This is a genomic window from Methanosarcina sp. MTP4 (assembly GCF_000970045.1).
Lineage (GTDB): Archaea > Halobacteriota > Methanosarcinia > Methanosarcinales > Methanosarcinaceae > MTP4.
In genome coordinates this window covers 3237568-3252000 of the sequence record NZ_CP009505.1, presented here as the reverse complement: position 1 = coordinate 3252000, position 14433 = coordinate 3237568, and the positions used below count along the sequence as shown (strand labels likewise).

Annotated in this window: 9 protein-coding genes; 8 read left to right on the top strand and 1 reads right to left on the bottom strand. The window is 45.4% G+C overall.

From position 1 onward, the window contains the following. Nucleotides 1-60 precede the first annotated feature (60 nt). Nucleotides 61-1248 (bottom strand): M48 family metalloprotease, encoded by a 1188-nt coding sequence (locus MSMTP_RS13585; RefSeq protein ID WP_231582790.1) that lies wholly within the window; start codon nt 1246-1248, stop codon nt 61-63. Between the two features lie 408 nt (nt 1249-1656). Between MSMTP_RS13585 and MSMTP_RS13580 the strand changes: the two genes are divergently transcribed. The 8 genes from MSMTP_RS13580 (at nt 1657) to MSMTP_RS13545 (ending at nt 14030) form a co-directional block, all read left to right on the top strand. Continuing rightward, a complete protein-coding gene (locus tag MSMTP_RS13580; protein WP_048180439.1) occupies nt 1657-4173 on the top strand; it encodes a DUF1616 domain-containing protein in 2517 nt (838 codons plus the stop codon). Between the two features lie 744 nt (nt 4174-4917). Beyond that, nucleotides 4918-5481 carry a PEF-CTERM sorting domain-containing protein gene (locus tag MSMTP_RS20045; RefSeq protein WP_052718404.1) on the top strand — a complete coding sequence of 188 codons (564 nt, stop codon included), beginning with the start codon at nt 4918-4920 and terminating at the stop codon, nt 5479-5481. A 161-nt stretch (nt 5482-5642) separates the two neighbouring features. Further along, nucleotides 5643-5798 carry a hypothetical protein gene (locus MSMTP_RS19760; protein ID WP_197076089.1) on the top strand — a complete coding sequence of 52 codons (156 nt, stop codon included), beginning with the start codon at nt 5643-5645 and terminating at the stop codon, nt 5796-5798. Nucleotides 5799-6477: 679 nt separating this feature from the next. Continuing rightward, on the top strand, nt 6478-10452 hold the full coding sequence (locus MSMTP_RS13565; protein ID WP_048180433.1) for a PASTA domain-containing protein: 3975 nt from the start codon (nt 6478-6480) through the stop codon (nt 10450-10452). 490 nt (nt 10453-10942) lie between these two features. Beyond that, the gene (locus tag MSMTP_RS13560) at nt 10943-11557 is read left to right on the top strand and encodes a hypothetical protein (protein ID WP_048180430.1); all 615 of its coding nucleotides are present in this window, start codon (nt 10943-10945) and stop codon (nt 11555-11557) included. A gap of 144 nt (nt 11558-11701) precedes the next feature. Continuing rightward, nucleotides 11702-12106 carry a hypothetical protein gene (locus tag MSMTP_RS13555; protein ID WP_048180427.1) on the top strand — a complete coding sequence of 135 codons (405 nt, stop codon included), beginning with the start codon at nt 11702-11704 and terminating at the stop codon, nt 12104-12106. A 21-nt stretch (nt 12107-12127) separates the two neighbouring features. Continuing rightward, complete coding sequence (locus MSMTP_RS18085; RefSeq protein WP_082090625.1) at nt 12128-13723, top strand: PASTA domain-containing protein; 1596 nt, start codon at nt 12128-12130, stop codon at nt 13721-13723. Nucleotides 13724-13784: 61 nt separating this feature from the next. Then, a complete protein-coding gene (locus tag MSMTP_RS13545; RefSeq protein ID WP_197076088.1) occupies nt 13785-14030 on the top strand; it encodes a hypothetical protein in 246 nt (81 codons plus the stop codon). The last annotated feature ends 403 nt before the right edge of the window (nt 14031-14433 follow it).

Below are 14433 nucleotides of genomic sequence, written 5' to 3'. Positions count from 1 at the left end.
GGCAAATACAAACGTTTTTGCTATCAGGCAATTCAGATTTTCTTCATTATCTTTCTATAATTATCTTTTTACAAAATGCTTGAAAGCCTGCCTTGAATTCCGGATAATTCTTTTATATACTGGCAGGAAACATTTTTGTTGGGGTTTTCTTCGAGTAACCTTTGCAGTAATTCTCATAAAGAGTAGGATTGACCCTACATATGCCCCGGCAATACCCCCGTTAATAAGGAAGTTGAAGTCCTTCAATGCAAAAGTAACCACGACTATGATAACGAACAAAAACATCATGTAAGCGACAAAACTCGTTCCCATGGCAAGTTTCCAGCTTTTCGAATCAAAAAATCCCGGGACTCTGGAATACCTTGTAGTTAAAATGCCGTTTTCTTTATAGTTTGAATAGTTGAGGATGTGCATTACCCTGTCCCCGGTATCGGGATGTGTGTCAAACATAGATATGAACATGGCACGGTCTCCTCTGATCCGCTGGGTGTGCGTGCTGAAGAGGTGGAAATGTCCCGGATTGAACTTGCCGGTGACCGGCTGGAAGGGAATGTAATTTTCGAGATATTCGAGGTTTTTGGCAAGGATCTGGGGGTTCCTGGTAAGCTTGATGGCAACTTCATCGGCTTCGAGTTCCCTTCTCTGGGGGTTTGTAAGCTGTACCAGGGTTGCCGCGGGGGGGGCTGCGAGGGCTGTTGCTGCAAACCTGAAGAACCTGGGTGCCGGGTCATGGGGCTGCCCGAACCCGGAGAGGATTGAGCCCCATATTGCAAGCTCCGGAAAGAGCATTATCGCCCCGGCAAAAAGTGCGGTGACTGTGTTCAGGCTGACATCCCTGTTTTTTATGTGTCCTACTTCATGTGCCAGCAAAACTTCCAGGTTCAGGTCGTCAAAGGTTTCAAACATTGACGTTGAAATGGCGATGAAGGCTTTGCTTCCGTTTCCCACCGTAAACATTCCGGGAATTTCGGCTTCAAAGCTGTATAGTTCGGGGGTTCGGACCTGCGCCCTGCTGGAAAGCTCTTCCAGAATCGAGTACAATAAAGGATTTTCACTTCTCTGGATTTTCCGGGCTTTATACAATTTGAGAATCAAGCAACCGGCTGAAAGGTAGATATAACTGCTCAGGATAAACATCAGGAAAGCTACACTTACCACGACAATAGCGTTTTTTGTAAGCCCTGCGAGCAGGATCAGGAGAGCCGAAGGAACTGCAAAAAACAGAGATGCTCCAAACCTGTTGCTCATAATAACCCCCATATAGTTTTTTGACTTACGGTTAAAGTTCCGGATTATTGTAACTTTACAAAATCACTTTATTTTTTGAAACAATCCGGCTGAATATATTTACATTATAAACATATTCACATAATAAATATATTTATATCAACTATAATTATTTCATTTAAAAATTAATAACCATTATATAGATAACTTAATGGCTCTTATGAAACTTTCGATTTTAATCTAAATCATTTTTGCAAAAAGTGCCCCCTCAAAAAATGAAATGTGCCTGGAAACAAATCTCTATAACTATTTTAAGACCGGTAGTATACTATGGCTGTATTCTATCATATTATACTTGATCCCCCTGCGAAAATCTGGTAAATATAATTAGGAAAAGTTATATCTCTTGGTGAATTACTTTATGGCATAATGCCAAACTTCAAAAAATGTATTTTTGTTGAAGATTTGCTTGCAGTTACTATTTTTTCATGTCTTGGGGTCCTTTTCGTACTTATCCCTCCATTCAATGATACTTTTCTCAGGATCCCGATAGCTTTATCTCTCTTTTTTTTCATTCCAGGTTATGCATTTATAGCTGCACTTTTTCCCGGAAATGAAGAAATCAGCGGCATTGAACGCTTTACATTAAGTGTCGGCTTCAGTCTTGTACTCACGGTTTTTGACGGTTTTTTTATAAGTTTGCTGCCCTGGGGTTATCGTCCTGCTCCAATCGTCGTCTCCATCCTGGGCATGACGGTGTTTTTCAGCATAATTGCAATTTTTACAAGGAAACTCCGGGACGAAGATAAACAGTTTTCCTTTTCGATAAAAGAATTCATAGAACAGATCCGGTCTGAAGAGATTAATGGAAATGATGGGGCTAATGAAAATGACGGGTCTCTGGAAGAAACTCCTGTACCTGCCGAAAGCAGGCGTTTTCACAGGTCAAAAAGTAAAGTCAAAGCAAAAGGTCTGAAAGCTCAATCTACCGATACTAAGTCTAATTCCAATTCTAAATCCAATTCTAAATCTAATTCTAAATCTAATTCTAAATCTAATTCCAATCTTAAAGCTAATGCTAAAACCAGAGAAATGCCTCTTCCCCCTGAAATCGAAAAAGCTCTGGTAATCGCCCTGATCGGTTCAATAATAATTGCAAGCGGAATGCTTGTATATGCCAAGATGACCCGTGAAAAGGAAACGTTTACGTCACTGTACCTCCTGGGGCCGGAAGGGAAAGCCGAAGGGTACCCTTCTGAGAGTTTTATCGATATCCCTCTCACAGTTACGGTTGGAATAGACAATCATGAACTTCAGGAAGTCAATTATATCCTCCAGATGAAAGTAGATGGGCAGGTTATTGAAGAATTAAACGTTCCCGTCGAAGACGGGGGTACCTGGCAGGAAAACCTGATCTATACCCGTCAAAAATTGAAAAATGACAGGTCCAAACTTGAATTTGCACTTTTTAAAGAAGAGGTGGGATACTTCCCTTACAGGTCTGTTCATCTCTACCTGCAGAACAATAACTCCCTCACTCACCTCGGGGATAAATACGGGGACGTTGCCCGGCTTCCGGTAATTGTAAACGGAGATATGGAATCCTCTACAGGCTGGAATTTTGTTTCAAGCATGGAATTCATTAACGGTTCGTATGTAAATAGTTCGGGTGTGGATTCTTCCTTCGCATACCGGATAGTTAATTCATACAGCGGGACTTTTTCCGAATTTGCGCAGCATTCCGGGTCACTCTCTCAAAGTATATACTGTCAGGAAAATACCATGGCAGTGGTTTCTGTCTTCGTGAAAGACAACTTCAGTTCAGGACCCACTGAAGTGGGGAATACCCAGTTCAAGCAGATCGTTCTGGACAATGAAGTCCTCTGGGAAGACGGGATCTCCGGGGATGAGGGCTGGCAGCACATTGAGGTTCCCGTTTCCTTGAAAGAGGGCACAAATAATCTAACTCTCCGCTTAATACAAATCGGAAACTCCGAACTTGTGCCCGTAGAGGTGCTCTGGGACAGTGTTTCTCTCAAGTCTGTTGAAGAACTCTCTCCCTACACGGAAGGGGAGTATCTTGTCGAAAGCATCCCCCCGGTTTCAAAGGTCCTGGAGCTTCAGCTTTACATGAACAATGAGACCTTTAAAGTTGAGTGGAACGGAACTGATGAAGGTTCGGGAATTGCCGGGTATAACATTTCCTATAGTGTTGATGGGACCAGCTGGGAGTCCTGGATTTCTAAAACAACTGCAAATTCTGCAATATTTACTGGAAAACCCGGCAAAACGTATTACTTCCGTTCTAAAGCGGTTGACAGGGCCGGGAACTGGGAGTCGGAGCATACTGAACCAGACACAAAAACCGCAGTTTACAGTGGGCTTCCGGAAATTACGCTTGATATCACTCCAAACCCGTGCAAGGATGGCGCATGGTTTACTGTAACCTCTTCAGCGCCTCTTAAGGAGCAGTTCTGTCTTGTCACCATTGAAAACTGGGACCCTGAGTTTGTGGAGATGACTTCTTCGGATAGTCTGGTCTGGAGAGGTAGATATGTGGTAGACCATGGCGACATATTATATGTGGAAGCAGTATGTATGGACATGTTTTCCAATTCTGTCTCCGTGTTTGACGAATTGCTCGTTGACAACTCTCTCTCTGATTTTGAGATTGAGATCAGCCCTAAGACTATTGACAAAGGCGAACTCGAGATTAGAGTCACGCCCTCAACAGCTTTAAAAAGCAAGCCTTATGTTTCCATATCAGCCAATGAGGATATCGATGTGGTTTACCTTACTTATTCCGAAGACGGGGAGTATATATATACGGCCAAAATCAGAAGCGATATAAATGAAGGGGCTCACAAAGTCTCCGTAACCGGATATACGCTGGATTCTGAAACAATAGAAGGTTCAGGCTCATTTACAGTCGAACACCCGGACTAAATTATGTATTAAAATAGTTTTTTATTTATCCGGAGGTTCCGGAGATATGCGCCAGAAGCAAGTTCAGACAAAATAGAAATTAACAGGAATCTTTGTGGACAGGACTAAATTTTATCCTTTAGTTTTTTCCTCTATAGTCCTTACTCCTGCATATTTTAGTTTCAGCTTTTAATTATCTTTCTCACGTCGTAAATATATTTATCAAAAATTGACACTACTTCATTATAATAATCTTTTTGTCATTTTGTTTTTAATCAAGCAATTATCTGGAATCTTAAATATTTTTTCATGTTGAAGTTAAATGACCCAAATATAAATGGATGTCCATACATCGATTTCAATACACATTTAATTTTTTGTTTTATTCGCCCATTACACTGTCCATACTCTTCGACTATAAAATCTTAATTTATATATTTTTTTTGAACATCCTTTTATACTTTTGAATATATAACATTTTGAAATGATGAAAAACGGTTTTATTTCGGGGAATTAAATAAAAATATTCAAATGTATCTTTACAGATAATAATCTACAATATTTTATTTTCCCCATGCGACTAAAAAACAACTGGGTGAATTTAATTTCATTAAACTTATCCGTCAAATGTCCCTCAATTTGTCCCAAAAACGACTGTCTAAATGAAATTATATTAAATCAGACTAAAAAATGTGGAGTATTTAGAAGTTATTTAGTTGAAAACCATAGGAGGTATCACTCCGAATGGTATAGGGGTTGTTATGAATGAAGAAAATACTATTACTATTGGTAAGTGGGATGCTTATTCTATCCCTTGCCGGGTCGGCTATTGCGTCACCTGCGAAGATTAAGTTATGCGATTTGTCTGGTAATGAGATCGTTGGACCTATAATGATTCCTGCGGATGGTACTCCGGTAACAGTAAAAATGGAGGTTTCCGACATCTTTTACTCTCAGTTTCCTCCAGATGGGACGCACGATAGGACATTTTCAGTGAAAGTAGCCAGTGGTCCAATTGAGGTACAGACCTCAAATGATGGTTCTACGTGGCTTGGCTGGACGTCTGGTGAAACTAGCTTTGGTTATACAGCAGAGGCCTCAAAAGATTATTGCTATCTTGTACAGATAAAAGGTACTAACGATGGTACTATCAGTGTAAAAGATATAAGTGATGACTACTATACGGACGATGGCTCAGAACTAGATGATTTCGATTATGGTATCGAGACTTATGAGGTGCAAATCCCAGAATTCCCGACCGTCGCTCTCCCTGTGGCAGCCATCCTCGGTCTTGTCTTCATATTCGGGCGCAGGAAAGAGGGATTATAAGTTCTTCCATAAATCCTTCTTTTTTCAAATTTTTCTTTTTTCGTGATTGATGTTTTTTTATTCATCAACGTGGGGTTAGTGTGTGCTCAAAAATACAAAAAGTGCCATTGATACCTGATAAAAAGTCAGCTACATACTGAAAAATAGAAGGTGGTATCTGAATGGAATACATAAGAAAGATTTGCCCGGTTTGTGGGAATGAATTTGTCGTCCTGAAAAGTGCGGAAGAAAAGGCTGTTTACTGTACCCTCGAATGCCTTTCGAAAGCTCAGGGACGTATAAAAAACGGTGAGATTCTCTCTCCGCTGGCAGTATGATCTTTACCGAGTTAGTGCCGCGGACGTTTCCGTATGTTGTAGAGTTGTCAGGTCTAATTTTTCGGGGCAAACTCTAAAAACTTTTTTCAACAAAATTCTCTCATTTTTTATTTTAAATGCTAAATTTTTGAACAAAGTTTATTTAAATGATGAAGTTCTATCCTTCATTGTCATTTGAAATTTAATTATAATGGGAATAGGCTGTACTGATGCACCTTTCACAACAAACGTTCTGGGGTGCTGTTAGTGTGGCTAATATGGGGGGAATTGAGGAAGTGATAGTCACTCCTCTCTTCAAGGCTTCTGGGGGGAAGCCGGGTTCTCTATATCAGGATTCTGCAGTTTTCTTTGCAGGACTCTATCGGCTCCATCTCGAAATGGACTCGTGTGAGGAAATGGTGGGGGTATGGTATCCGGGTATTTCGGTATCCTGGTGTCATATCCCTAAAACCGGTCCTGGCTTAAGATGTCGCTTTCAATGAAGCTCGGGGGAGAGCATGTCCCTGAAAGGGGTCTCATGTTTGGAGCTTCTCATTTATGCGGCGCCTCTCAATGCTTCTTCATAGTTCCCTGTACAGCTGCGGTGTTTGCGGTTTAAGTTACATTAAGACCGGAAAATCCATCCTTATTTCGTCTAAAAAGGCCCGGGAGGATTAAATGGTCTATCAGGAGGAATGAAATGGAGGAGATTGTTGAACTCAAGAATAACCTGGAAAATTTCAATAGAATAGGGGCAATTGACAGTGGCAGTTATGCTATTATCATGAATAACCTGGAAGGACTGGAGACTAAGCTTGGATCGGAGGGGGATTCACCTTCCAATAATAAAGAAAGTCTCGAGGAGTTACTTGATGAAAAAATTCTTCTGGAGCAGGAAAATGAAGCTCTCACTGCCCAGGTTGAAAAGCTTTCCAGAGACCTGAGAAGAGTGGAATATGAACTCGAATCCATGGAAAAGGTGGTTCTGGAGCATAAAGAAAGTTCCGGGAGGCTGCTTTCCGAAAAACTTCTTCTGGAGCAGGAAAAAGAGGCTCTTGCATCCCAGGTTTCAAATCTTTCCAAAAACCTGGCGAAGCTGGAAAATGAGCTCGAATCCATGAGAAAGGTAGCTTCGGGTCATAAAGAACGTTTCGAGGGATTGCTTGCCGAGAAACTTCTCTTGAATCAGGAAAAAGGACTTCTTGAGTCCCGGGTTTCAAACCTTTCGAAAGACCTGAATCGGCTGGAGATCGAGTTTGAATCCATGGAAAAGGTGGCTCTGGGCCATAAGGAAAGTTCTTTGAACTTGCTTAAGGAAAAGCTCCTTCTGGAACAGGAAAAACTTCTTCTGGAGCAGGAAAATGTTTCCCTTATAGCCCAGGCAGCAAAACTTACACAGGAAAATTCTGAATTCCGGTCCCGGCTTTTAGTGCTCCAGAGAGCCAGGCCTGCCTTAACGCCGGTAAACCTTGTAAGCACTTTCAGGACTTCGCTTGAAGAAATTAACCGGGAACTTAAGAAGACGCCCTCCGGGACAGGGTATAGCGTCGGCAACATGAACGTGAGCCTGAAGACCAATCTTGCCTTCGAAGGTGAAGAGTTGAGGTTCCAGATGCCAAAGGCCGATGACATCATACCTCCGGAAAACCTCAGCACTATCGAGTTCTCCCTCGGGACGGTTCCTGAAAAACCGGCTTCTTCTTCTTCTTCTTCTTCCTCTTCCTCTTCCTCTTCTTCCTCTTACAGGGAAGTCCCGGACCTTGTCGGGCTCTCAAAGAAGGAAGCCGAAAGTATAATGCTAAAAGCAGGTTTCAAGCCAGGGGAAATTCTGGAAAAGAACAGCAGCATTCCTCAGGATATGGTCATTTCCCAGCTTCCTGCAAGCGGGGGACTGGCAGAAAGGGGTTCGGCAGTTGATCTTATCATTGCTAAATTCCTTCCATCGAAGGTCCCGGACCTGTTGGGGCTTGAGCTTGATATCGCAAAAACGGTCATAGAACTTTGCGGGCTTAAATTCGGTGGGGTCAGGGAAAAGCTCTCAGAAGGCAAACCCGGGCTTATCTTTGCCCAGAGCCTCAAACCAGGTTCCGAAGTAGAATTGAATTCCAAAATCATTCTGGTGGTTTCGGTTTCCCCGGAAAAAGATGCATCTGAGGCTGTTCTGTCCGAGGGATTGGGGGCGAATCCCGAAGATGCCGCAGCCAGGGTTCTCATCGAGGCCCCCTCCGAGGTTTCCAATGTTCCGGCTAAGGTTTCAACTGAGACTCAGGTTGCGCCCTCTCCCTCTAAACCTGCGCCCAAAATGAAACCTCCCATCATCCAGCGTCCCGGATTTTTTAAATCCTCTAAAGCGGATGCCAAAAATGTTCCTCTTATTATCGGGCTAACTTTTGAAAATGCTTCTGAAACCTTGAACGCGGAAGGCATAAAGGTCGGGAAAATTTCCGAGCTTGTCTCCCCGATTTCCCCCGGTACGGTGCTTCACCAGAGCCCTAAAGCAGGCTGCATCGCCAACCCGTTGATTCCTGTTGATCTCGTGGTTTCCAGAGGACGGCCTAAGTTGAAGCCCCCTATTATCCAGCGTCCCGGAGCTCTAAAGTCCCCACAAAAAGCTGTCCGGGAAGTTCCCCGGGTTATCGGAGTTTCTTTTGAAGAGGCAGTTGGGATTCTGAATGAGGACGGTAGTAGAGTAGGGAAAATTACCGAGATTTTCTCCGGGATTACTCCCGGTACGGTGCTCCATCAGGGGCCAAAAGCAGGTTGCATTGCTAATTCCCTGGTTCCTGTTGATCTCGTGGTTTCCAGAGAACGGCCCAGGTTGAAACCTCCTATCATCCAGCGCCCCGGATTTCTTAAATCCCGTAAAGAGGATTCCATAACTGTTCCTCCGGTTCTCGGGCTTCCTTCTGAAGAGGCCGTTGAGGTTCTGAAACAGGAAGGCATAAAGGTCGGAAACATTTCCACGATTATCTTCCGGGCTTCCCCGGGCAGGGTGCTTCACCAGAGCCTTAAGGCAGGTTGCATTGCTAATCCTCTGATCCCTGTTGACCTTGTGGTCTCTGGAGAGCGGCCTAAGTTGAAACCTCCTATTATCCAGCGTCCCGGAGCCCTGAATTGTCCAAAAACCGATGTTATGAAAATCCCTCTGGTTATTGGTGTTTCTTTTGAAAAGGCAGTTGAGATTCTGAATGAGGAAGGCATTAGAGTGGGGAATATTTCCGAGATTTTCTCCGGGATTACTCCCGGCACAGTGCTCCACCAGGGCCCAAAGGCGGGTTGCATTGCTAACTCTCTGATTCCCGTTGATCTCGTGGTTTCAAAAGCTGTGGTTTTTGAAGTTAAAACTGTGCCTCGGGTAACCGGACTTTCGTTTGAAGAGGCAGTTGCTATTATGGGACGTGAGGGGGTAAACATCGGCAAGGTTTCGAGGATTGCTTCAAGGGCTTCCCCTGGTGTGGTTCTTTTCCAGGGCCCTAAATCCGGTACCATTGCAAACCCTATCATCCCGGTTGACCTTGTTGTTTCCAGAGGGGTAATTCCGGAGGTCAAAAGGGTTCCTCGTGTCATCGATATGCCTTTTGCAAAGGCTATTGAGACACTGAAGAAGGAAGGGGTAAATGTTGGCAGGGTTTCTGAAATTGCTTCGAGGGCGTCTCCGGGCATAGTCCTTGTCCAGGGTCCAGGAGCCGGCTGTATCGCCAATCCTGTTATCCCGGTTGACCTCGTTGTTTCTAAAGCTCCAAAAATTGAAGTTAAAAAAGTTCCCCGGGTTCTCGGGCTTCCGTTTAAAGAGGCAGTTGATGTTCTGGGCCGCGAAGGAGTAGACGTCGGCAGGATTTCTGAAATTGCTTCCAGGGTATCTCCGGGCATAGTCCTTTTCCAGGGTCCAGGAGCAGGCTGTATCGCCAACCCGATTATACCCGTTGACCTTGTTGTTTCCAAAGAGGTCGTTCCTGAGGTCAAAAAGGTTCCTCGTGTCGTCGGTATGCCTTTTGAAGAGGCGGTCGCTACTCTGGGATCCGGGGGTGTAGATGTCGGCAAGGTTTCCCGTATTTCTTCGAGAATTTCTCCCGGTATGGTTCTTTTCCAGAGCCCCAAATCCGGCTGCATTGCCAACCCTGTGATTCCTGTTGACCTTGTTGTTTCTCAAGCTCCAAAAATTGAGGTCAAAAAGGTCCCGCAAGTCATCGGGCTTCCGTTTGAAGGGGCAGTTGAGACTCTAACAGGGAAAGGTGTAAAAGTCGGGAAAATTTCTGAAATTTCTTCCCGTGCTTCTCCCGGTATGGTGCTCCACCAGGGCCCCAGAGCAGGCTGCATTGCCAACCTGGCAATTCCCGTTGACCTTGTTGTTTCCAAACAGCCTCCCGAGCCGGAACCTTCTCCGGTCCAGAAACCGGAAGTTCCGCTGGAAGTTCCCATATCTTCGAAAGCAGAAGTCAAAGAGGTTCCCCTGGTTGTCAACATGCACCTTGACGAGGCGACAGAGGTCCTGAAACGGGAAGGGTTTAACGTAGGAAATATTCTGGAAACTGCTTCCCGGTTTTCTCCCGGCACGGTGCTCAGCCAGAACCCTAAAAACGGATGTTTCGCTGGCCCGGAGCTTCCCGTTGATCTGGTGATTTCTAAAAAGAGGTCGAGACTGACTCTGCGTCGGCTTGCCAGGTTGAGGCGCTGAAAGGTTTTTGTCTCCGGGTTAATCGTTTTTTCCGGATTATCTTTTTCCCGGGGGTTTTCCCGGGGGTTTTTGACCTGACTCCGGAACCTGATCCGATCGGGTTCCTGCCTTTTCTTTTTTGAGGGGTTTTCCGGTTTCAATTTATTTTCCGCTCTGATACTCTGCAATTCCTTTTATTTTATATTTTAAACCTTTTTCATTTTTATGTTTTGATTTCTGTTATTTTATTTTTTAAATATGATTTGTTTTCATCTCTCAATTTATCACGTCTTTTTCCGTAATGTCTCCCGGATAAGTTAGGATGTGTGCAATAAAATCGTATTTAGTTGCCGGGTCACTTAATTTTCTTCTAAGTTAATTTTTCTAAATATCTTTCTCATGTATTATCATTTTTTATTTTTATATCTCATTTTTTGAACAAAGTTTTTATAAACAATAAAGTGCTATTTATTACCATCCTTTGAATTTTAATTATAAAGGGGAATAGAAAATGGTTAGCGTTGGTCAGGAATTGCTGAATGTCCCGTTCGGGGATATGATTAAAGAGATGGCTCTTGCAATTGCGGAAGGGCAGATGGCACTCGACATGAACTCCGTGCAGGTCGCACAGGCGCTTGCGGCAACCGAGCTGGATGCCGGCAGTGTTGTGATGTATGTCGAGGAAACCGTGGACGAAGACGGGAACGTGACTGCTACGAATGTTGTCACGAACGACAGCCCCATGTCCCTGCTTACTTACGGGCTCGAACCCCGTTTCTATGAGTTCACCGAGTCTGTCATCGAAGTGAAGATGGCAATCACGATGATGAGGGAACGCTCCCTTGAGCTCAAGTACGGAAGCGAATTCAAGTTCACGAACCAGTCAAAGATCAAGGGCAGCTACAAGTCCGGAGGGCTTGCGGGGCTCCTCTTCGGCAAGGCAAAGGTGAGCGCTGAAAACACGACGACGGTTGCTTACACTTCCACGTTCAATGCAAAGTACAACTCCAAATATTCCTTCAAGGAAGAAGGCACAAGCCTGCTCCGGACAACCCTGAAACCCGTTCCGGCCCCCGATAGGGCAATACCCAAGGTAACGGTTAAGGAAAGCGGCGGATCCAGCTGATCCCTGCCCGTACGACTCTCCCGGCTCTCCGGGGGCTGTTGAAGGCTTTCCGGAGGGTTGGGGGCATCAACGGTACGGCCGCCCGGTGAGGTCCGGCTGTGCCTGCACACTTTTTTGCAATAATCGTTCTAAGGAGTTGTTAATTTGGCTAAAAATGGGGAAGAGATCGAGGAAGTACTGATAACTCCTCTATCGAAGCTTTTGGGGGAAGTTGGGCGCTCCGTAGCCGAGACCCAGTGGACCCTTGACCGTAACTCCATCAGGACCCAGCTCGAAATCGAGGCTGACGAGGTAATGAAAGAGTATGATGTCCAGGCTCCCTGGTACCACATCCCGGAAGTTGACCTTGAGCTTAAGATGTCGCTTACGGTGAAGCTCGAGGAAGAACGGGACTCCAAAAATGTGGTCCGGGGCTACAAGCCTGTCCTGAATGCGGCGCCTCTTAATGCTTCGTATAACTCGCTGTACAGCTACAATGTGCAGGGTTCGAGCTGCATCAAGGCTAAAATAGTGTCCATCCCGGCTTCTTCAAAGGTCAGGGAGGAGTAAGGTCCTTTCAGGAGGAATGGAATGGAGAATATTAAGGAGCTCAGGAACAACCTGGAAACATTCAGAAGGAAGGGGGTAATTGATAGCCGCAGTTATACGGTCATGTTGAATAACCTCAAAGGGCTGGAGTCAGGGTTCGAATCCGTGGAAAAGGCATCTTTGGTCTATAAGGAAAGTTCGGAAAGCTTGCTGAAGGAAAAAATTCTCCTGGTGCAGGAAAAAGATGCCCTGTCAATCCAGGTGGCAAAACTTTCCCGAGAGAAATTGGAACTCGAATCAAGGATTTCGGTGCTCCAGAAGACCCGGCCTGCCTTATCGCCGACAAACCTCGTGAGCACTTTCAAAACTTCACTTGAAGAAATGGACAGGGGGCTCAAAAAGGCGCCATCCGGGACAAAGTACAGTGTCAGCAGTATGAACGTGACCCTGAAGACCAATCTTGCCCTCGAGGGGGAAGAACTGAGGTTCCAGATGCCCAAAGCTGATGACATCATCAGCCCGGAAAACCTCAGCATCATAGAGTTCTCCGTAAAGGCGCTTCCCCAAAAACCGGACATAGCTTCTTACGGGGAAGTCCCGGACCTTGTCGGGTTCTTAAAAGAGGACGCCGAAGGCAAACTCCTGGAAGCAGGTTTCAAGCCCGGGGAAGTCCTGGAAAAGGACAGCAGTGCCCCGGAGGGTGCGGTCATAGCCCAGATTCCTTCCGGTGGGTCCCTGGCCGAACCCGGGGCTGCAGTGGACCTCATTATCTCCCGAATCTCTTCTCTGAAAGTCCCGAACCTGCTGGGGCTTGAGCTTGAAAGCGCAAAGCAGGCTCTGGATAAGTTCGGGCTTAAGCTCGGCGGGGTCAGGGGGCAGCCCTCGGATACAAAACCCGGGATCATCCTTGCCCAGAGCCTGAAACCTGGCTCGGAAGCCGAAGTGGATTCCAAAATCTTTCTGATGGTCTCAACCGAAATGAAAAAAGAGGGGACAGAGGGCGTTCTGTCTGACAGGCTGAAGCGGCCTCAGATAACTCCTCTGAAAGTTCCCGCCGAGACCCCAACTAAGGTTTCAACCGAAGCTCCCGCTAAGGTTTCGCTAGCTCCGAAAACCGAGGTCAAAAGAGTCCCCCGGGTTACCGGCATACCTTTTGAAAAAGCTGCTGAAATCCTGAAAAAGGAAGGGGTAAACATCGGCAAGGTTTCGGAGATCGTTTCCAGGATTTCTCCCGGAACAGTGCTCAACCAGAGTCCCAGGGCCGGGTCTATCGCCAACCCGCAGATTCCTGTTGACCTTGTGGTTGCAAAGTCTGCACCGGTGCGTGAACCCGAACCAAAAGCTCCGGTTGTCGAGAAGCCTGAAGTTTCGGGACCTCCGAAAACCGAGGTTAAAAAGGTGCCCCGAGTTGTCGGCCTTCCTTTTGAAAAGGCTACTGCGACTCTGGAACGCGAGGGCATAAAAGTCGGGAGGGTTTCCGAAATTTATTCTCGTGCAGCTCCCGGAACAGTGCTCAACCAGAGCCCTAGAGCAGGTTCTATCGCCAACCCGCGAATTCCTGTCGACCTTTCGGTTTCGAAAGAGAGGCCTGACCCGAATCTTCGGGTATCCAGCATAACCCGCAGGATAAGCCGCTGAAAATTGCTGAGTTTCGAAAAACATTGACCCCAGGTTTTCACCCATGTCAGTAGAATCCCATATGATCAGAATTTCTGATAATGCTAGCCAGCCTCAGATCCAGGAGGTCCTGAAAACGGTTGTCGGGGTCGGTGGGCGGATCGAAATGGTTGCCGGCAGGATCATCATTGCAAGCTTTGATAGCGCCTACGCCGGGGCAATAAAGAAAAAGAAAGGTGTGGCACTTGTAGGCGGGGTCAATTTCAGGGGCAGAAAAATCCGTAAAATCACAAAAAGGGTTTCCAGAGAGGAACAGCCGGACTCATAAGCTTTTGAGGCGGGTCCGGTTTTTTCTTTTCTTTTTTTTCTTTTCTTTTGTATTTTTTCCTGCAAAACGTGGTCCTATATAATACTATGCTGCATTCCATATTCAGGCATCAATTCCACTTATGTACTTTTTCGCGCAATATGTGGTCTTATATAATACTATGCTGCATTCTGCTCGAATCATTCTACTCAAATTACATTTGTTCCGGTCTATTCAATATGGTCGATTTTTTTGGCTGACTTCTTTCGGATGAATTATAGTTGTTTGTGGCTGCATATGGTTGAATTCTCGTGTTCTATTTCTTCTGATCAAGTTCGGTCCGGGTCTGCCGTCTCCCGGCCTTGTCATCTTTCCAACCGGGTTGAAAATTATTTTATGTTTGTCACGATGGTTGCTGATTATT

What these genes read in the sequence shown, in the direction of transcription:
- MSMTP_RS13585 (WP_231582790.1), bottom strand. Translation starts at nt 1,248, where the DNA reads ATGAGCAACAGGTTTGGAGCATCTCTGTTTTTTGCAGTTCCTTCGGCT.
- MSMTP_RS13580 (WP_048180439.1), top strand. Translation starts at nt 1,657, where the DNA reads ATGCCAAACTTCAAAAAATGTATTTTTGTTGAAGATTTGCTTGCAGTT.
- MSMTP_RS20045 (WP_052718404.1), top strand. Translation starts at nt 4,918, where the DNA reads ATGAAGAAAATACTATTACTATTGGTAAGTGGGATGCTTATTCTATCC.
- MSMTP_RS19760 (WP_197076089.1), top strand. Translation starts at nt 5,643, where the DNA reads ATGGAATACATAAGAAAGATTTGCCCGGTTTGTGGGAATGAATTTGTC.
- MSMTP_RS13565 (WP_048180433.1), top strand. Translation starts at nt 6,478, where the DNA reads ATGGAGGAGATTGTTGAACTCAAGAATAACCTGGAAAATTTCAATAGA.
- MSMTP_RS13560 (WP_048180430.1), top strand. Translation starts at nt 10,943, where the DNA reads ATGGTTAGCGTTGGTCAGGAATTGCTGAATGTCCCGTTCGGGGATATG.
- MSMTP_RS18085 (WP_082090625.1), top strand. Translation starts at nt 12,128, where the DNA reads ATGGAGAATATTAAGGAGCTCAGGAACAACCTGGAAACATTCAGAAGG.
- MSMTP_RS13545 (WP_197076088.1), top strand. Translation starts at nt 13,785, where the DNA reads ATGATCAGAATTTCTGATAATGCTAGCCAGCCTCAGATCCAGGAGGTC.